Annotated in this window: 14 protein-coding genes; 2 read left to right on the forward strand and 12 right to left on the reverse strand. The window is 71.7% G+C overall.

Annotation, left to right across the window (positions count from 1 at the left end):
* Nucleotides 1-27: 27 nt before the first annotated feature.
* The gene (locus WME90_RS04745; RefSeq protein WP_437279866.1) at nt 28-1,026 is read left to right on the forward strand and encodes a double zinc ribbon domain-containing protein; all 999 of its coding nucleotides are present in this window, start codon (nt 28-30) and stop codon (nt 1,024-1,026) included.
* 20 nt (nt 1,027-1,046) lie between these two features.
* On the opposite strand, the gene WME90_RS04750 is transcribed toward WME90_RS04745, so the two are convergent.
* The 6 genes from WME90_RS04750 to WME90_RS04775 form a co-directional block, all read right to left on the reverse strand.
* Nucleotides 1,047-1,442 (reverse strand): DUF4150 domain-containing protein, encoded by a 396-nt coding sequence (locus WME90_RS04750; RefSeq protein WP_437283559.1) that lies wholly within the window; start codon nt 1,440-1,442, stop codon nt 1,047-1,049.
* 29 nt (nt 1,443-1,471) lie between these two features.
* Complete coding sequence (locus tag WME90_RS04755; protein ID WP_437279867.1) at nt 1,472-2,179, reverse strand: DUF3540 domain-containing protein; 708 nt, start codon at nt 2,177-2,179, stop codon at nt 1,472-1,474.
* Between the two features lie 13 nt (nt 2,180-2,192).
* Nucleotides 2,193-3,254, reverse strand: coding sequence for a pentapeptide repeat-containing protein (locus WME90_RS04760; RefSeq protein ID WP_437279868.1), 1,062 nt, complete (start codon nt 3,252-3,254; stop codon nt 2,193-2,195).
* Entirely contained in the window at nt 3,251-5,890 is a 2,640-nt protein-coding gene (locus WME90_RS04765; protein ID WP_437279869.1) for a DUF2169 family type VI secretion system accessory protein, read from the reverse strand. Before WME90_RS04765 ends, WME90_RS04760 begins: the two co-directional genes overlap by 4 nt.
* A 7-nt stretch (nt 5,891-5,897) precedes the next feature.
* Nucleotides 5,898-8,336, reverse strand: coding sequence for a type VI secretion system Vgr family protein (locus tag WME90_RS04770; protein WP_437279870.1), 2,439 nt, complete (start codon nt 8,334-8,336; stop codon nt 5,898-5,900).
* A 135-nt stretch (nt 8,337-8,471) separates the two neighbouring features.
* Complete coding sequence (locus tag WME90_RS04775) at nt 8,472-9,815, reverse strand: hypothetical protein (protein WP_437279871.1); 1,344 nt, start codon at nt 9,813-9,815, stop codon at nt 8,472-8,474.
* A 251-nt stretch (nt 9,816-10,066) separates the two neighbouring features.
* Here WME90_RS04775 and WME90_RS04780 point away from each other — a divergent pair, with 251 nt between their 5' ends.
* Nucleotides 10,067-10,882, forward strand: a complete 816-nt coding sequence (locus tag WME90_RS04780; protein WP_437279872.1) for an N-formylglutamate amidohydrolase — start codon at nt 10,067-10,069, stop codon at nt 10,880-10,882.
* Nucleotides 10,883-10,976: 94 nt separating this feature from the next.
* Here the strand turns inward: WME90_RS04780 and WME90_RS04785 are convergent, their stop codons facing one another.
* From WME90_RS04785 to WME90_RS04810, 6 genes are all read right to left on the reverse strand, one after another.
* Entirely contained in the window at nt 10,977-11,267 is a 291-nt protein-coding gene (locus WME90_RS04785; protein WP_437279873.1) for a PEGA domain-containing protein, read from the reverse strand.
* A gap of 686 nt (nt 11,268-11,953) precedes the next feature.
* Nucleotides 11,954-12,817, reverse strand: coding sequence for a helix-turn-helix transcriptional regulator (locus tag WME90_RS04790; RefSeq protein WP_437279874.1), 864 nt, complete (start codon nt 12,815-12,817; stop codon nt 11,954-11,956).
* Between the two features lie 118 nt (nt 12,818-12,935).
* Nucleotides 12,936-13,712 carry a PP2C family protein-serine/threonine phosphatase gene (locus WME90_RS04795; protein ID WP_437279875.1) on the reverse strand — a complete coding sequence of 259 codons (777 nt, stop codon included), beginning with the start codon at nt 13,710-13,712 and terminating at the stop codon, nt 12,936-12,938.
* 123 nt (nt 13,713-13,835) lie between these two features.
* Nucleotides 13,836-14,219, reverse strand: coding sequence for a hypothetical protein (locus WME90_RS04800; protein WP_437279876.1), 384 nt, complete (start codon nt 14,217-14,219; stop codon nt 13,836-13,838).
* Nucleotides 14,220-14,224: 5 nt separating this feature from the next.
* Nucleotides 14,225-15,721, reverse strand: a complete 1,497-nt coding sequence (locus tag WME90_RS04805) for a hypothetical protein (RefSeq protein WP_437279877.1) — start codon at nt 15,719-15,721, stop codon at nt 14,225-14,227.
* 412 nt (nt 15,722-16,133) lie between these two features.
* Complete coding sequence (locus WME90_RS04810; RefSeq protein WP_437279878.1) at nt 16,134-17,684, reverse strand: PGRS family protein; 1,551 nt, start codon at nt 17,682-17,684, stop codon at nt 16,134-16,136.
* Nucleotides 17,685-17,734: the final 50 nt, after the last annotated feature.

The raw sequence follows: 17,734 nt of genomic DNA on the forward strand, positions 1-17,734 counted from the left end.
GGATCTCCGCTGGTATATACTCGCCGCATGGCCACGTGCCCGTCTTGCAAGACCCGGTACAGCGGGGGGGCACGGCTGTGTCGCAACTGCGGCCTGCCGGTCCCGCCAGCGGATGTCGCGGAGGCGGAGCTCACGGCAGCGGAGCTCGCGGAGTCGGATTTCGGGCCCGGCGAGCCGACGCCGAACGTCGCCGCGAATGCGCTGCGCATCTGCCCGCAGTGCGGCCGCGTCGTGCCGACGCGCCAGAAGGCGTGCCGCGTGTGCGGCGACGACCCGCCCGAGCCTGTCGAGGTGGTGCGGCGCGCCGACGACGCGTACTGGGGCCATGTCGCCTTCGCGTGGGCGTGCGCGGGCTGCTCCGGGCGCGTGCCGCTCGCCTCGCTCGCGGACGACGGCCGCGCTGTGTGCCCGACGTGCAGCCACACGCAGGAGCTCCCCGCCCTGCTCTGGCGCACCGCGCTCCGGCACGCGCATGCGGTCGCCGACATGGCTGGCCCCGACCCCGAGGGCGGCGCGATCGGCCGGCCGCCGATCGCGATCCTCAACCCCTTCAAAGAGATCGGCATCGAGCGCGCCGACGTTCCCGGCGAGCGGCTCCGGCCCACGGACGACACGCCCGTCGACCTCGTCGCCGGCCCCGGCCACCCGATCTGCGCGTGCGGAGCTCTCGTCGATCCCCAGTGGCGCGGCGGCCCCCACGCGTGCGCGTGCGGTGTGAGCCATTCGGGCGAGGTGCCCGCGCTCGTCCGGCGCGCGATGCCGCGCGGCGTGGTCGCGCTCGTCTTTGACCGGCCGCGCCCGGCCCGTGGCGCCGCCGTGATCGCGCTCGAGTGCCCCCGCTGCCATGCGCCGCTCGACGCGCCCGAAGGGGTGCGCCGGGTGACGTGCAAATACTGCGGCGGGTCGGCCGCGATCGTCGACCCCGCGGTGCCCCCGCCCTCGCGGTCCCCTGTGCCGCGGCTATGGGTCCTGTTCCGGGGCCCGTCCGGCGCGCGCACCGACCTCGAGGCGAGGGCCGCGAGGTGAGGGGCGGCGCAGCGCCCAGCTCACGGCGACAGCACGATGGTGTTCGTCACGCTGGGCACGATCTTGGCGCCGAACGCGTCCGTGCTGTTCTGCATCGATAGGCTCGTGAGCCGGGTGATCGGCGCGCAGCCGACGATGACGGTGAAGGCTCCGGTCAGGTTCCGCTGCGGCGCCATCACCGTTCCCGAGGCCACGCCCAGCGCGACGCCAGGGTTGTCACCATTGGTCATCGGCGCGATCGTCATCATGTTGTGAGCGGGTGCACAGGTGATGAGCACGTTCGGCACGAAGGCGATGTTCGTCGGCTCGAGCGCGATGTTGGGATAGGGGATGGGTACCGGTCCCGCCGGGGTCGGGGTCAAACACACGTCGGGAAACGCGAAATTCATCCCACCGGCCTGCGTCTTTGCGAGCATCGCGTCCTCCATCCATCCGATCGAACCGTTCAACCAATCTTTACCTGCTCGCCATCGAGCTTCGCGAGCACCCGCGCGGAGACGATGGTGTTCTCACCGCGCACCGCGGCGAGGTTCTCGGCGCGCAGGTCGTAGTTGCCCACGCGCGCCTGCTCGAGGTCGGTCACGAAGCGGAACGCCTGCTTCGCCCGCTGGAGCACGCGCGAGGCCCGCGACTCGACGCGCTCGGCGAAGAACGTCGCCTTCTCGGCGAAGCTCGCCTCGACGGAGCGGCCCAGGACCTTCAGCTCCTCGATCATGACGCTCGCGGACCTCGCGCGCAGGAGGAGCGAGGCGCCGTCGATGGCCACCTCTCCGCCGGCTTGCAGCTCGAGGGAGCCTTCGGCGACGACGCGGGTCGGCCCGGCGCCGGCGCTCTCGAGCACGGCCAGCACGTACACGGCGTCGGCGGAGACCGAGCACAGCACCCGGTCGCCCGGCGTGACGGCGACGAGGCAGCTCTTGGCCCGCCGCGCCGGACGGGGACCGCCATCGAGCTGGACGACGAGCTCGTCGCCGTCCAGCGCGGTGCCGTAGGCGAGCACCGGCGGGCCGGCGCTGAGGCCGGCGCCGCCGGCTTCACCTCGGGGCTCGGGCGTCGGGCGCGCATCGAGGTCGACGAGCTGATCGAGCGAGGGTCGCTCCTCGTACGGGGCTTCCTCGTGCAGCTCCTGTCTCTCGATGTTCGTCGCGTGCATGCCCTACCTCGGATCAGCGGGCCGTCCGATCGGCCCCGTGGCGCGCCTTCCAGTCCTCGAGCGCGGCGACCTCGGCGTCGTCACCGAGCCAGTCGCCGCTCGGGATCAGCGCCCCGTCGCGCGCCGCGCGGTGCAGCTTCGCGCGAAACATCGAAGCCCTGCTGAAGTCCGCGCTGTTCAACTGGCAATGGGAGAAGTCGGCGTAGCTGAGCGTCGCGCCGACGAAGCGCGCGCCGGGAAACGCCCCTTTCGCCAGGTAAGCCTCCGTCAGATCGACGTCCGCGAAGTCCGCGCCGGGCAGGTTCGCGCGCTCGAAGATGGCGTTCTGGAGCTTTGCGCGCGTGAACTTCACCTTGGCGCCTCGCGCCTCGCCGAAGAGCGCTTGGGTCAGCACGGCCCCCGAGAAGTCGCAGCCCGCGATGTCGACGGCCGTGAAGTTGCACTGGGTCGCGTCGCACCCCGCGAAGCTCGATCCGGCCACGCTGCCGCGCATGAACTGCGTTCGAAAGAGCTTCGTGCCCGCGAAGGAGCGGGCTCCGAGGCTCGACTCGACGAACGTGGTGAGCGTGAGGTTGGCGCCGTCGAGCAGCGCCGTCGCGAGGTCCAGCTTGTAGTAGGTCCCGCGGTCGAGGTTGGCGCGCCGGAAGTCCGTGCGGTCGAGGCCGCACTCGAGCACGTTGGCGCGGTCGAGGTTGGCTCCTTCGAACGAGCTGCCCGAAAATGCGCAGTTCGTCCAGGTGGCGAGCGGCGCCTCGCACCCCGCGAAGCTCGAGCCGGGCGCCGGCGACTCGACGAAGGTCGCGCAGATCAGCTTCGCGCTCGAGAAGCTGACGGCGTCGAGCTTGCTGCGGAAGACCGTCGCCATGTGCAGGTCGCTGCCGGAGAAGTCGCACGCGGACAGGTCGCATTCGTTGAGGCTCGCCTCCTTGAGCTGCGCGCCGGCCATGCGCGCGGGAAAGCGCACGCGGTCGAAGACGCCGCCCGAGAGGTCGGCGCCCGAGAGGTCGAGCCCCGAGAGGTCCCCCTGGATCACCGTGCCGTGGCGGATGAGGTCGATGAGCTCGTCGCGGTTCACGTCGTGGGCCTCGTTCCCCCTTGGTCGAAGCGAGTGAACTTCACGACGGCCTCGGTGAAGCGGGTGTCGCGGTCGCCGATGGCGCGGCTGAAGTCCGCGCGCGTGAGCTGGGCGCCGGTGAAATCAGCGCCGGCCAGCCTGGACTTCGACAGGATCGCCTCGGTCAGGTTCACGCCGCGCAGCGACGCGCCGTCGAGCCGCGCCCGGATCAGGAGCGCGCTGTTCAGGAGCGCCCGATCGAAGGTGGCCGCGCTCGCGTCGCACTCCGACAGATCGGACATCACCATCTTGGCGGCGACGAACTTCGCGCCGCGCAGCACGGTCGTCCGCAGGCAGCACTTCTCCATCACGGCGTCGGTGAAGTCGGCGCGCGGAAGCTCGCTCTTGTGAGCGATCACCGCCTCGCTCATGCGGGCGCGGACGAAGCGGGCGTCCTCCCCCTTGCAGGTGACGAAGCAGGCGCGCTGGAGGTCGGCGCCCGAGAAGTCCACACGATCGAGCTGGCACTCGATGAACGTCGTCTGCACGAGGTGCGCGGCCGCGACGCTCGAGCCCGTGAAATCGGCCCTGAGGAAGGTGCACTTGTCGAGCCGCGCTCCCGCGAGGTCCACGCCGGTCCACCTCGTCTCGAGCACGTCGGCGCCCGTGAGCGTGGCGCGGGCGAAGCTCGCGCCCTCGACGCGCGCGCCCATCAGGACGGCCTGCGACAGATCGGCGCCCTCGAAGGAGGCCCTCTCGAGGCTCGCGGCGCCGAGGTTGGCGCCGACGAGCCGCGTGCCTTTGAGGCTCGCGCCGCGCAGGTTGGCCCTCGTGAGCACGGCGCCTTCGAGGTTGGCGCCCGAGAGGTCGGCGTCGCGCAGATCGGCGCCCTCGAGGAACGCCCGCGAGAAGTCCATGCCGGTGAGGTCCATCCCGCGAAAGTCGGCGCCGGTGAGGTCGCGGTCCGCGAGGGGCTCGCCCGCGTCCCGCGCCACCTGGACCAGCGCGCGCGCGAGCTGTACCGCCTCCTCCGTCATCGGTGGAGCCGCGGGCGCGAGGTGGGCTGTCTGCTGGTACCCCGTGCGCGTCAGCTCCTCGAGCCGGAGGAGCTCCTCGTGAAACGCGGGGCTCGCGAGCTTCGCCTCGAGCTCGAGGTCCGGCTCGCCGGCCGTCCGCGCGATGCTCGCGAGCTCGGCTTGCTGTCGGAGGTGCGCCTCCGCGCGGAACGTCGGTGGACCGCCGGTGATCTCGGCCGGCTCCGCGGCCGGGTCGAAGCCGGCGGCGCCCATCGCCGCCCGCTGCTCCTCCCTCAGCTTGTCGGAGGCCTTCTTCGCCTTCTCCTCCTCCTCGGCCACCTGCGCCTCGATCGTGAGGAGGTACTCCGCCATGGCGTCGAGATCGTCCGTCGGCGGGAGCTCGACGGCCGGGAGCGGCTCGGCCAGACCGTGCAGCGCCGGATCGAGCCCCTGCGCCTCGAACTGGGCCACGCGCTCCTGGCGCCGGCGCTCGGCGCCACGCCGCTCGTTCTGCATCGCGATCAGCCCGGGCTTCAGCCACTGGCCTATCGGCCCGAGGTCCATGTTGGCGACCACGCCGGACGCGCGCGCGGGCATGAGGTCGCTGTCGCTCAGATCGTTCAGCGACCCCTTGTCCTTGTCGAGCCTGCGCACGAGGGCCTGCTGGTAGTGCTCGACGGGGCGGGGCGCGGCGGGCTCCTCGCATGCGACGACGAGGTGGACGATGTCGCGCGCGTCGTCGTCGGCGACGAGCATCCAGCCGTGGAGGATCAGGGCGCCGATCTTGGACGTGGGGAACAGCCAGACCGTGTCGCAGCGAAGGCCGATCTCGACGAAGCGCTCGCCGTCCGCCGTCCGATGGGTCACGAACGCCCGCGCCACGAGGCCCGGCAGATCTCCCTCGATCCGAGGGCTCGCCGGGTTCATGTTCTCCACAAGGAAGCGCTCGTCGCCCCGCCAGAAGCCGGGGATCCACTGGTCCTCGGGCGCGGCGTTGTACACGGTGGGGTCGTGGTCGGGGGGCAGGCCCGGCGCGTACTTTTCGACGTAGTCGCGCCCGAAGGTCCCTGCCCGCGCGCGCCGCGGCGCGAAGCTCATGTCCATCGGCGCGAAGGACTCCGGCTGGTCGCTGTTCGAGCCGAGGAGACCGCCGAACGGCTCGATGTTGGGCAGCGGTCGCACGCGCTTGCCGTCGCGCTCGATGTCCTCCGCGCCGATGCCGTAGGGGTTCCGCGGATAGTCCTTGCCGCCGTAGGCGTGCGCCCAGTCGATGGGCATCTCCGCGAACGGCTTCGGCTCCGTGGCGAAGCCGAACTGCCGGTGGCGATCGCCCATCACCATGAGCTTCTTGTCGATCGCGCCCACCTTTGCCCGGACGTACGACGCCGTCAGGGGCCGGCCGCCCGGGGTGCAGCAGCGCCCGGCGACGAGCAGCTCCCCGCGCGCCTTGGAGATCCCCTCGTCGAGCACGGCCATCCCGAGATCGGGTGTGACCGCCGACCAGAACGCGAGCTCGTCGAGGAGCGCCCGGGGGCGGTCGAGGGGAAAGCCGATGATCGCGGCGACGTGGAACTGAGGTCTCCGCAGGTGCTCGACCACTCGCGTCAGGATCGGGATCTTGAGTGGCTTGCAGACCTTCACCGGCTAGTCACTCCTTCTTGAACGCGCCGTTCCAGATTCCGATGGCGTAGTCCGCGATGCCGAACAGGGCAGTCTTCTTCGACATGGCGTACGCGCGCATGAACATCCCGCCCGTGAGCTTCTTGCAGAACTCGTTCTCGACCTTGACCCCGACGGTGTCGATCTTCAGGCCATAGGCGGACTGATAGATCGCCGCTTCGTCCAGCTTGAGGACGCCCGCGGCGCCCTTGTGGGTATACCAGTCGAACCACTTGGTGCTCTTCACCTGCACGTCGGTGCCGTTGACCGTCACCTTGGGCGCCGTGAGCTCGATGCTCGCCGAGCCCTGGAGGTTGACGTGGCCCCCGAGGCCCTTCACGTCGACGTTCCCCGCGGGGGCCTTGATCTCGATGCTCGCGCCCGTGCTGGTGACCGAGATGGCCTGACCGACGGTCGCGGTCCAGGTGTTGTCGATGTTGGACACCCACGTCCCGTAGTGGTCGGTGTTCGTCGCCGTCACGTTGTGCTCCCAGCTGCCGGTGACCGTCGACTTCCCTCCAGGCTCGATCGTCTGGGTCAGCCCACCGTGGATATCCTGCGTCATGCCGCCAGCAAGGACCTTGTCGGTCCGGCCGGAGGTGATCTCCGTATTCCGATGGGCATGGTACTTCTCGTTCGAGTCGGCGCCGATGTCGAGCGTGAACGTCGACAGGTAACCGTGCGATACGGCGCCGTACACGAACCAGTTCTGTGTTCCCCAGACGTTGACCCAGGAGTCTCCGCCGACGAAGAGGCCCGAGTTGCCGTCGGTGGTTTGCCAGAGGCTCACGCCGACGTCGGTCCCTGCGTTCGTGTCGCCGGTCGCCGCGGCTCCGGGGGTCGTGAAGTACCAGCTCGTCGGCTGCTCTCCTTCCCCCGTGAAGATCTTCGATTGATCGCCGGAGGGGTGGCCGAGGTAGATGCCCGTCCTCTTGTTCGGGGACTGGATGAAGATGAACTCCTTGCCCTGCTCATCCTCCATCACGATCTGGTTGTTGCTGCCCGTGCGGATCACGTTCTGCGTGCGGTTGCGCTCCTTGACGACGCTCGGCTTGTGCGCGTTGGGCACGACGCCCGCGATGAACGGCCGATCCGGGTCGCCGCCGAGGAAGCCGACCATCACCTCGGTGCCCTTGCGCAGCGGAAAGTGGAAACCCTCGTTCTCTCCGCCGTGCGGCTGGAGCATCCGGACGCGCGTCGACACCTGCGCGTCGGGGAGATCGCTCGTGTCGAACTCGAAGCGGACGAGGTACCGGCCGTCGGCGTCGATCTGGGCATAAGGGCTGTCGGCCGGGCCGCTGACGACCCCGTTCTCGAAGCCGTAGATCCGCGGCCACGGGGTGGACTGCGGCGCACGGTACTGCTCGCTCGCGGGCACCGCGAAGAGCTTCATCCTGTACGTCTCGGAGCCCTTGATGCCCGTCATGCGGACCACCTCGGGCGTCGCCCCGGCGTTGGAGCCCTCGTGCTCCACCTCCACGGCGAGCCAGCTCTCGTCGAGGTCGTCCGGTCCGTCGTCGATGGTGAAGCGGTAGCCTGCCCGCGGCCCGAGGGCGCTGCCCGCCGCGCGGAGCGTGCGCTCGCGGCAGCCGATGGATTCGGCGCGGACCGTCGCGATGTGCTTGGCGTCGCTCTCGCCGAACACGCGAGCGCCGTACTCCCGGATCGTCCCGATCCCGCGCTCGGTCACGTCGCTGTCGCTCTTCACGGAGGCCGACGGGTTCGCGTAGTTGTAGTCGGCGATGGTGACCGTCTTCGGGAGCCACCGAACGTCGGCCTCCATCGAGTGCAGCCCGGGCGGCGCCGTGACGTCGTCGCCCAGGATCGGCGTGTACCTTACGTGGCCGCTGCCCGGGAAGTCAGCGTGGAGCTCGCGGTTGTCCACGATGACGAGGACCTCGTTGGGCTTGTCGTCGCTCTGCTCGAAATAATAGTAGAGGCCCTCGCGCTCGCACCACCGGTGGAAGAAGTCGAGTAGCGTCTCGCGGTACTGCGCGACGAACTCCTCCTTCGCGTAGGTGTCGACGACGGAGAACCGGAACTCGCTGGTGCTCAGGCCGCCGGCCTTCAGCGTGTCGGTCAGGAACTCGTCCACCCTCTTGTCGGTGAAGATGAAGCTCCGCCAGAAGTGACGGAGCATCCAGAGCTTGGGGACGAGCAGCGCCCGGTACAGGGCGCGCTCGGCCGTCTGGTGGAGCAGCCGCGTCCCCGCGATCACGCCGTGGAACACGATCGGGGCCGTGTCGTCGCCGCGGCTGATCGTGAGCTTGGCCCGCTCGCCGACCGCGGCCTGGACGGCGGTGCCAACCGGGACGGTGAAGAACAGCTCGATCTCGTACGGCCGTGAGATCTCCTCCTTGCCGCGGAACCCGGCGAAGGTGACGTTTTCGAGCTTCGAACACGTAAGCGAGTAGAGCGCGGTGGGCATGTCTTGCCTCGTACGACGCGGAAAGTGGGACCAGAGAGTCTCGGCTGGGCCTCGTTCCGTGTCAACCGCTCACGCCGCGCCCGTATCCCGGCGGCACGCGTTCCCCATCGCGTTCCGAGATCGTGGGACGGGCGGTCAGGGGCTTTGGCGGAAGTACCTCCGCGCGCTCTCCCGCATGCGCTCCCAGTGCTCGGCGAGCACGGGATCGGCCGAGAGCCGCGCGTGCCAGAAGCGGTCGAGCGCCGCCCGTTCGTCTGGGGTCCTCACTCCATATCGGCTCTGGGTGCTCTGCGCATAGAGAGGATAGAGCTCGCAGGCCACCACCATCCCCGCATACTGCTCCAACGTGAGCGGGGGGATGCTGGCGGCAGCGCCCGGGCCCGAAGACGGTGCTGCCCCGGCGGACTGGGGCGGAGCGCGCCACGATGTGCGCTCGGGAGCCGCCGAGGCGCGCTCCTCGCGCGGGGCTACGGCCGGCGCCGCCGGCGCGAGGGGAGGTGTGGGGGCAGGCCCGGGCAGGGGCGCGGCGACGATGGGGCCCACCGGCGCGGCGGGCGCCGCCGGCGGTGGCACCGAGCCCTGCATCGCCGGGGAGGTAGGGGCGCGGAACGGCAGCACCGAATCGTACCGAGGCGCCGAGAACGGCTGAGTGTGACGGTCCCGCCCCGCCTTGGCCGCGAACGGGAGCGGGCTCGGCGTGGACGCGAAAGGCGGCGCGCCTGGCGCGGGCGGTAGCGGTAGATGCGTGGGCGGCAGCGTGGCGTCCCCCAGCAGGGGCGTCGGCACCGCCGCGGCGGTCGATGTGAACGGCAGCGGCCCCGCCGTGGCCGCCGCGGGCGCGGAGAACGGGACGGGCTCGGCGGGCGCGGGCGCGGGCGCGGGCGCGACAGCGAACGGGAGGCCCGGGACGGGCTCGGCGGGCGCGGGCGCGGAGAACGGGACGGGCTCGGCGGGCGCGGGCGCGACAGCGAACGGGAGGCCCGGGACGGGCATTGGCGGGGAGAGCGGCGCTGCCATCCCTTGGGAGAGCATCGGCGCGACGTGCGGCAGCGGGCTCGCGGCCGCTTCTTCCGCCTCGGCCTTGCGCTTCAGCGCCTCGTCCTTCGCCTCGGCCTTGCGCTTCAACGCCGCTGCTCTTGCCTCGGCCAGGCGGCGCTCCAGGATTTGCTGCACCTCGGCGAGCGCCGCCCATGCGTCGGGGCCGCCCTCCTCCATGTCCGCGATGCCGCCGATCGCCAGCAAGAGGTCCCGCGCCGAGCGGAGCCCGGATTCCTCGACGGTTCGCCCAGGCATGTGCCGTGCTGCGAACGCGGGCAGATCCTCGTCCTCGCAACGCGCGAGCTGAGCGAGGCGCTGGGCGACCCGGCGCCGCGCCGGGTCGGTGCTGCCGCCGAGGCTCGGGCGCATGGCCTCGTTGAGCTTCTCGAGGGCCTGGTCGAGGGGCGACTTGTCGCTTACGGGTGCATCACACTTATCCACGAGGACCGCCGACCTATAAGTTTCACTAGCCCGCCCGCGCGACGTCAAGGGGGGCGGGGTTGCCGCCGGAGATCGCCGGGGTAGCAGCCCGGGGGGTGGGCGGGCTCGACGCGCGTTTCTTCGCGGCGCTCGCGGTCTTCGCGGTGGAGGAGCGCTCGCCGGACCGGTGTATCCTGCCGCACGCGCCACGCGCACCACGCGCTCGCCCCTCGCGACGACACGTCCTTCGGAGGAATCCGGCCCTTGGCACGATGACCGCTCGGCACTTCGAAATCCTGGGCCCCGATGCGCCCGGCCCCGTCGTGGTCGAGGTCCCCCACGCGGGCCTCGGGCTCGATCCGCTCACCGTGCGGGGCCTCGGCCTCCCGTCGACCGCGCTCGAGGCGGGCGCGCCCTGGGCCGACTCCGACGTGGGCGCCGCAGCCGTGTGCGAGGGGCTCGAGGAACGAGGCGTGCGGCGCGTCGTCGCCACGGCGAGCCGTTATGTGATCGATCTCAACGTGGAGCCGCGCGTGCCGACTCCCTATGAAGACAAGCTCCCGCCGGGGCTCGGCGACGTGCGCCGCATCTCGTGCGCCGGCGCCATGTGGTGGGAGCGCCGGCGATCGCGCGCCGAGGTCGACGAGCTCCTCGCGGAGGTCTTCGAGCCGTACCACGGCGCCGTCGCCGCCGAGCTCGCGGCGTCGCGCGCGCGCCACGGCCGCGCCGCCCTCCTCTCGGTCCACACGTACCCCGACGGAGGCCGGAAGGACGCGGCGGACGTCGTGCTCGGGACCCGCAACGGCCGATGCGCACGCCCGGCGGTGCGCGACGCCCTGGCGCGCGCGGCGCGGGACCATGGGCTGTCCGTCGGGATCGAGGCGCCGTTTCCGGGCGGCTACTCCGTCGTCCGCCACGCAGCGCCCGACATCGACGCGATCCAGATCGAGCTGGCCCGGGCGCTCGTGTGCGCGCCGGGCGATCGGCGCCGCCCGGCGCTCGACCCGGATCGCGTGGCGCGGATGGCGGAGGTGCTGCGCTCGCTGGTGGACGCGCTGGCCATGGAGCTCTCGCTCGGCGCTTCGTGACGCTCCTCCGGGCGCAGGACGTCGCGTTGGCGGGCGTCGCGATGGCGCGCGCCCGATCCCGCCGCTGCGCTCGGAGGCCCGGCGCGGATGGCCATCACGTGCCGGGCGCGGGCCTCGGCGGCTCTGGCGGCGTCGGTGTGCCGGCGGGCTTCCGCTTGAGCTGCAGCCCGTTCTCGATCGTGCCGCCGGCCCCGAGCTGCAGCATCATCTTCTGCGTCTCGTACTCCTCGTGCTCCACGGAGATCGAGTGCACGCCAGGCTCCACGAACAGCGGATCCGGAAGCGGCGTCATCCCTCGCAGGGTGCCGTCCACGAACACCAGCGCCCCCTCCACGTCGGTGCGCACCACCAGCGTGGCCACCTTCGCCCGTGCCTCTGCGTACATCGCGGCGCTTCGTTCACGCTCCGCCGCCGTTCTCGTCGTGTCCTCCGCCGTCTCACGCGCGTACCTCGCCAGGCGCTCCGCCTGTCGAACGGGGCTTTCCGGTGGCGCCGCGTCGTCGACCGGTCGTTGTTCGACCTGCGGACATGGGGGTGCGGGCAGTTGGACCACGCAGCCGCATAGCGGGACGCCGATGGCTGTCATCACGAGGGCGAGCCCAGGGGACGCAAGGCGAGGGGCGCTCACCCGGCGCGGTGTTGCCGCCGCCGGCGATGCCGGCGGTGAGGTGTACTGCCGGTATTTCGCTCGAAGCCGCCGCATCGGCGAGGCCTACAGCGTGGCCGTCTCGGCCGCCAGGGCCCCTTGCGCCGCCTTGACCGCCGTCGCCGCCGCGGCGGCAGCCCCCGGGTCGAGGGGGAGCGTCCTGCCCGGCGCGGTCCAGCAGATCAAGGCGACGAAGCGCGACGAAGCCGGCGAGAGGGGCGCCGCAACGAAGGATCGATGCCCACCCCCCGGCGGTGCTCGGCGCTTCGCGCCTGCGCGCCGCCGGCCCCTCCCAAGTCCCGCGCTCCGCGCGTGACGGGAGGGGGGCCACTCTCCCGTGCGTCTCGCCCCGCTGCCCGTGCACCTCACCCACCTCCCAGCCGCGCCAGCACACACGTCACGGGATCCCGGAGGCAGAGATTTTCTCACCCATGGCGCCCTACTCCCGGGAGCGTCGTGTTCAGTGGAGAGCGCTCTGCTTCCTCCCAGTCGGACACATTGGCAGCGCTCGCCCCTCCTTCGTCGGGCTGTAGCGGGAAGCTCGTCAACGTCCCAGCGCGATGGACGAGCTCTTCTCCCGTGGCGGCGCGGACAGGGCTCGGTGGCCGGAGCTGCGGCGCTGGAGGTGGCGGGAGCTTCGCCCGCGGGTTCCTGGCCGCGAGCTCGGGAGACGGCACCACGAGCGGAGGAGTATCGAGCGCGCGGGGAGGTACCGTCGGCGGAGCCGGCGACGCCGGGCTCTCGCGCCTGGTGATGGGCTCGCCGGCCTGGATCACCACGGTATCCTCCGCGTCCGTCCGGCGGTCGTCGTGCAGCCGCCAGAGGCGCTCCCAGTACCGCGCCGGCGTGCCGGTGAAGGCCTCCAGCTGCCGCGCGAGGCCGGGGGTCATGGGCAGGTCGCTCCTCAGCAGCCGCTCCACCTCCCTCGGCGATAGCCCCGTGCTCTCGCCCAGCTTCCTCCTCCACGAAGGCGTCGTCGCGCAGAACGACTCGAGGACCCTTCCCGGCCATGGGACGGGGCGCCCTCGGGCGTCTCTCAGCTCGGCGAGCGCCGCGTCGACGTGACAGTCCAGGAGCCGCCGGTATCGATCTCGCTCGCCCGCTGCCTGCGCCTTCGCATCGGTGAGGGCTGCCTCCTCTTCATCGTGCGCGTGCTCGCGCGCCTCGCGAAACCCCCGCTCTCGTCCCAGCGCTTCACGCGCGGTGACCGCGAAGCCGATCGCGACGCACGCGATCATCGCGAGCCCGAGCGGCGAGACGAGCCACATTGCACCCAGCATGTCCTCCATGTTCCCTCCTCAACCGTGAGCCTTCTTGTCCGGGGTACGGCGGAGCCAGGCCTTGTCCTGCCCGACCTAAGGCATCTCCTCGAGTCCGCCCTTCGTCGCGCCTGCCACGGCGCGCACGTCACCCGCCTCCCAGGCGTGCCAGCACGCACGTCACGTTGTCCGGGCCGCCGTGCTCGTTGGCGAGGTCGATGAGCAGCTCCGCCGCAAAGCCCAGGTCGCCGTGCGCCCCGAGGATCCCGGCGATGCGCCGCTCGGGTACCGGGCCCCACAGCCCATCCGAGCAGACGAGGAAGATGTCGCCCGGCGCCGTCGCCTCCACGCGCGACTCGATTTCGACGTTCTCGTCGGCCCCGAGCGCGCGGGTGATCGTCCTCGCCCGGCTGCTCAGCGCCTCGACCGCCTCCCGCGCTCCGTCGCCGGCGCCGAGCAGCTCTTCCAGCAGCGAGTGATCCCGCGTCAGCCGCTCCAGCTTTCCGTTACGCAGCCGGTAGACGCGCGAGTCGCCCACGTGTGCGATGTACGCCATGCCCGGCCCGAGCAGCACTCCTGCGAAGGTCGTCGCCATGCCGCGCGCCTCCTCATACCTCTGGCTCGCCTCGTAGATCGCCCGGTTGGCCTTCCGCACGCTCAGCACCAGCCGTACCTCGTCCCGGTCGTGCGGCGTCGCCGTACCGTAGGGCCACGTCTCATCGAGCTCTTCATCTTCCTCGAAGCAGCTCTTGACGACCTCGATCGCCATCCGGGACGCGACCTCTCCGGCCGCATTGCCGCCGAGCCCATCGGCGACCATGAAGAGCCCGAGGCACGGCAGCGCCGCGAAGCTGTCCTCGTTGTGGCTCCGTCGCCGGCCCACGTCCGACTGCGCTGCCGCCTCGATGGCGAGCTGTGGATACACCTTCGTCCTCCTCGCGCGCTCGTCTTCGGGACGAGCCGAGCCATGGCGCGCCGCACACGGTGGCGCGCGTTCTCCTCGATGCGATCAGGCCGCGACGCGCGCGTCCTTCGCTACGTCGCTACCTCAGCGCAGCTGCAGCGCTGCCAGCACCACGCCGCACAAGACCCCCAGCACGAAGAGCACGGCGCCGACGAGCGCTAGGCGCGACCTGCGCTTGTCGATCTCGCCCTTCACCGGCACCGCCCTTACCCACACGTCGTCGCCCGCCTGCTCGGCTGTGCGCTCCTCGGCGGCCCACTTCTCCGTCCAGCCCGCCAGCTGCACGAGCAACGCCTCCATCCGCGGGTCTTCCACCCCGTGGCGCGCCATCGCCCGTCGGGCCTCCACCCGCGCGATACGCTTCTTCGCGGCCTCCGGCGTCGTCGCGCACCAGACCGGATCGGTCCACTGACCGCGCACGACGCCCGGGGCCTGGAGAGAAATGCCCGCGTCCTTCGGTGCCTTCATCGCGCTCATCCTCCACACGGCGCCTTCCGCGCGAAGTCCCAGCAAGCTCCGCTCGCACCGGCCGCGCCGGCGCTCTCGGGCGGACCGCCGGGCGCGGCGCTGCCGCCGTCTCCCGCCGTACCCGGCGTGAACTGTGCCGCCGGCGCTGCGCCCGGTGCCGCCGCATAGGCGATGCCTACGGCGTGGCCGCCGCGACCGCCAGCGCCGAAGCCCCCACGACCGCCGTCACCGCCATTTCCTCCCTGACAGCCGCGCCTCGAATCGCCCTGTCCGGAGCTTTCCCCGCCGGCAGCGCCTGTTCCACCGGCCGCGCCAGCCTTGCCTGCCGCGCCATCCCCGCCCTTGCCGGCCTTGCCGACCGCGACGGTCACGTCCGTCAGCATCGGCTTCGTCCCGAGGCTGAGGATCCCGACGCTCGACCCGCCGGCCTTGCCGCCGCCTCCTCCTTTACCGCCGCACCCGCCGGCACCGCCTCCGCCGCCGCTGGCGCCGGGGCCCTCCACGGTGCCCGCGTCGACCGCGCAGAACAGGCCGGCCTTCGCCCCGCCGCCGCCGCCGCCCCCTTGACCTTTTTTCCCGAATGTGCCGGTGCCGCCATCGCCGCCCGCGATGCCGTCCAGCGTCAGCGTCGTGCCGCTGCCGGCAAGGCCGGCGACGCCGGCTCCGCCTGGCCCGCCATCCTCGCCGCGTCTGCAATTGCCGGCTGCATTGGTTTGCCCAGCGCCGCCCAGCCCGTACTCGTCGGGGTTCTCCTCCGGCAGCGGCGCGCCGTCCTCCCCGCGCATCCCGTTGCCGTCCTCCAGCCCCGGGGTTCCGCCGCGCCCGCCTCGGCCGCCAGTCGTCTCGCCGTCCTCGCACGTCGTCACGCCGGGGTCGCCGCCGAGGACGAGGCCGCACGCGTTCCCCACCGCCCCCGCCGGCGCTCCCGCCTGTGGTGCCTCCGCGGGCGTCTCGCCCTTCGCCCCGTCCATCCCGTCGCCCGCGGTCACGTCGACCTGCGCGAGCTCCGCCTCGACATCCGCCACCGCCACGCCGATGGACGACCCGCCCGGCTCTGTCGCGCTTGCCGCGCGCACCGAGAAGCTCCGCACCTTCGCCCCGCTCGCGCCCTCCGTCAGCGTGAGCGCGATTTCGCTTACGGGCCCCTCGATCGAGCTCCGCGCGCCCTCGTTCCACGTCCACGCCGCGCCGCAGTCGAAGCCGCCGATCACCTCGACGCCGGCCTCGATCGTCACGCTCTCCGCGAACGCTCCGCTCGCGCACGCCAGCACCCGCTTGCCGTTCGCGTTCGCCACCGCCTCCGCGAGCGACGCGTACGGCATCGCCTTCGTCCCGTCGCCACCAGGCTCTGCGCTCGCGCTCGCGAACACCGCGCACTCCTCCGTCACCGTGCTCGCGTCCTCCGTCGGGTCCGCCTCGCACGCCGGGCTCACGTCGCCGCCACCACCGCCTCCGGTGCCCTCCGGCGGGCACGTCAGGAGCAGCGTACAGTCGTCCGGCATCGCATACGGGAAGCATCCCACCTGTTCACTCCCCGCAGCCACTACCCCGAGGAGGAGCACCAAGATACGTCGAGACGTCCGACACATGCTTCGCTTTCCTCGATCCGCTACACCCTGCTCAGAAGTCATCGCATCCCTCGATCCCGAGATCATTCGACCCGACGAGAGGCGTTGCATGCACACGCCCGTCGCTCACCGGACGGCACGTGATGAAGAAGGTGCCTTGCTGCTCATCGTTCCCATCGCGCCCTCGTCCCACGCCTTGCCCTCGGAGACGCCGCGCGTTGCCGCAAGGCGCACCTCGCCCCTACGCGCGCTCTGCCCGCGCGCGTCTCCGCCTCATCTCGCACCACGTTACGCCGCGATGTCGGCGTCGCTCTTCACGGCGCTCGACGTCACCCCACCGGAGCGCTCACGGCAGCTCCTGTTCCGCCGCCGTCACGCCGTCAGCTCCAGCGTTGCTCGCCACGTTGTTGCTCCCGCCAAGACCACCGGCGCCCGGGGCTCCGGGCATCAGCGTCGTCTTGCCTTCTTGCTTCACCGACTCACCGCGGAACGCGATCGCGAGTGAGGGCCCACCGAGACCTCCGCCGCCGGGCCCACCATTGCCGCCCTGACCTCCCTCTCCGCCAGCGCATGCCTTCTTCGAGCCGCCGACGCCCATGCCTCCGAGACCGCCGACGCCGCCGACGCCTCCCGGCTGGCGATTGCCACCCTTGCCACCGTTACCTCCGCGCCCGGCGGTGAGGGTGCAGTCGATGAGGGTGACGTTGGCGTCGACGCTGGCTAGGGCGATGCTCGCGCCGCCCGGACCGCCGCCCTTTCCCGGAAGACCGCCGCAGCCACCTGCGCCGCCGCTGCCACCGCTGGCTCCCGCTCCGGTCGCGCCGCCTGCGCAGACAGCTCCGCCCTTCGCGCCGCCGCCTCCGCCGCCGCCCTGGCCGGGCGTGCCGGGTGTGCCGTCGCCGCCGGGGACGCCGGTGTAGCCGGTGGCGCGCAGCGCGCCGAGGCCGCTGGCGCCGACGCCGGCGGGGCCGGGGGTGCCGTTGGCGCCGGCGCTGCCACCGCCCTTGGTTGGATCGTTCGGGATGGCACCACAGCTCCAGCTGTCGCTGTTCGACGGAGGCTCTCCAGCCCCAGCTTGTCCCTCGACCCCGGTCTGGCCAACATCACCGCCGCCGCCGTTGCTCACCTTGCCGCCGCCGCCCTCGCCACCGATTGACAGCGCGTCGACGCCGCACGCGCTCTCGACCTGAGCCCCTCCCGCGAGCGTCTCATCCGGTGCGCCTGACGCGTCCAGGTCGCTGCACGCGCTGGCTCCGTCCTCTCCTCGCGGCCCCTGCATCGCCGCCTCGCTCGGTGCATCCGTGCCGTACGCGCCGTCGGCCCCGTTGCCTGCGATCAGCTCGCACCGCGCCAGCTCGACCGTCGCGCCGTCCACCAGCACCGCGATCGACGAGCCTCCTGCCGCTTGCGCATCCGCGGCGCGCGCCGACACGTCTTCGAGCCGCACAGCGCCGTCGCCTTGCACGAGCTTCAGCGGGATCGCCTGCACGCCCGGCGCCACGATCGTCTTCTTCTCCTCGCCGATCCATCGCCACCCGTTCGCGCAGTCCAGACCTCCGTAGATCGTCACGCTCCCCGCGACCTCCACCGCTTCCTCGAACGTCTCCGCGCACGCGTACACACGCTGCGTCCCGTTCTCCGCCGCCAGCGCGAGCGCCTCCGCCAGCGTCCTCACCGGCGCCTCCTTCGTCGCCGCGTTCCCGTCGTCGCCAGCCGTCGACACAAACACGCCGCACGAGTCGTCCACTGCAGTGGCGTTCTCGTTGGGCATGCACGCGCTGGGGAGCCCATCGCCAGTGCTGCTGCTCAGGAAGTGGGAGCACGTCCGGAGCAGCTCGCAGTCGTTCTCGATGTGGTACCAGAGGTCATCGCAGCCAGCGCCCTGCATGGCGCTCATCCACATCACCAGAAGCAAGCGCTGACCGCGCAAGCTCGTTCTCCCTGTCC

Source organism: Sorangium sp. So ce375 (assembly GCF_051473855.1).
Taxonomy (GTDB): domain Bacteria; phylum Myxococcota_A; class Polyangia; order Polyangiales; family Polyangiaceae; genus Sorangium.

Excerpts from the sequence above, each read along its gene's own strand:
- WME90_RS04745 (WP_437279866.1), top strand. The coding sequence starts at position 28 with ATGGCCACGTGCCCGTCTTGCAAGACCCGGTACAGCGGGGGGGCACGG.
- WME90_RS04750 (WP_437283559.1), bottom strand. The coding sequence starts at position 1,442 with ATGCTCGCAAAGACGCAGGCCGGTGGGATGAATTTCGCGTTTCCCGAC.
- WME90_RS04755 (WP_437279867.1), bottom strand. The coding sequence starts at position 2,179 with ATGCACGCGACGAACATCGAGAGACAGGAGCTGCACGAGGAAGCCCCG.
- WME90_RS04770 (WP_437279870.1), bottom strand. The coding sequence starts at position 8,336 with ATGCCCACCGCGCTCTACTCGCTTACGTGTTCGAAGCTCGAAAACGTC.
- WME90_RS04780 (WP_437279872.1), top strand. The coding sequence starts at position 10,067 with ATGACCGCTCGGCACTTCGAAATCCTGGGCCCCGATGCGCCCGGCCCC.
- WME90_RS04785 (WP_437279873.1), bottom strand. The coding sequence starts at position 11,267 with ATGTACGCAGAGGCACGGGCGAAGGTGGCCACGCTGGTGGTGCGCACC.
- WME90_RS04790 (WP_437279874.1), bottom strand. The coding sequence starts at position 12,817 with ATGGAGGACATGCTGGGTGCAATGTGGCTCGTCTCGCCGCTCGGGCTC.
- WME90_RS04800 (WP_437279876.1), bottom strand. The coding sequence starts at position 14,219 with ATGAAGGCACCGAAGGACGCGGGCATTTCTCTCCAGGCCCCGGGCGTC.
- WME90_RS04805 (WP_437279877.1), bottom strand. The coding sequence starts at position 15,721 with ATGCCGGACGACTGTACGCTGCTCCTGACGTGCCCGCCGGAGGGCACC.
- WME90_RS04810 (WP_437279878.1), bottom strand. The coding sequence starts at position 17,684 with ATGAGCGCCATGCAGGGCGCTGGCTGCGATGACCTCTGGTACCACATC.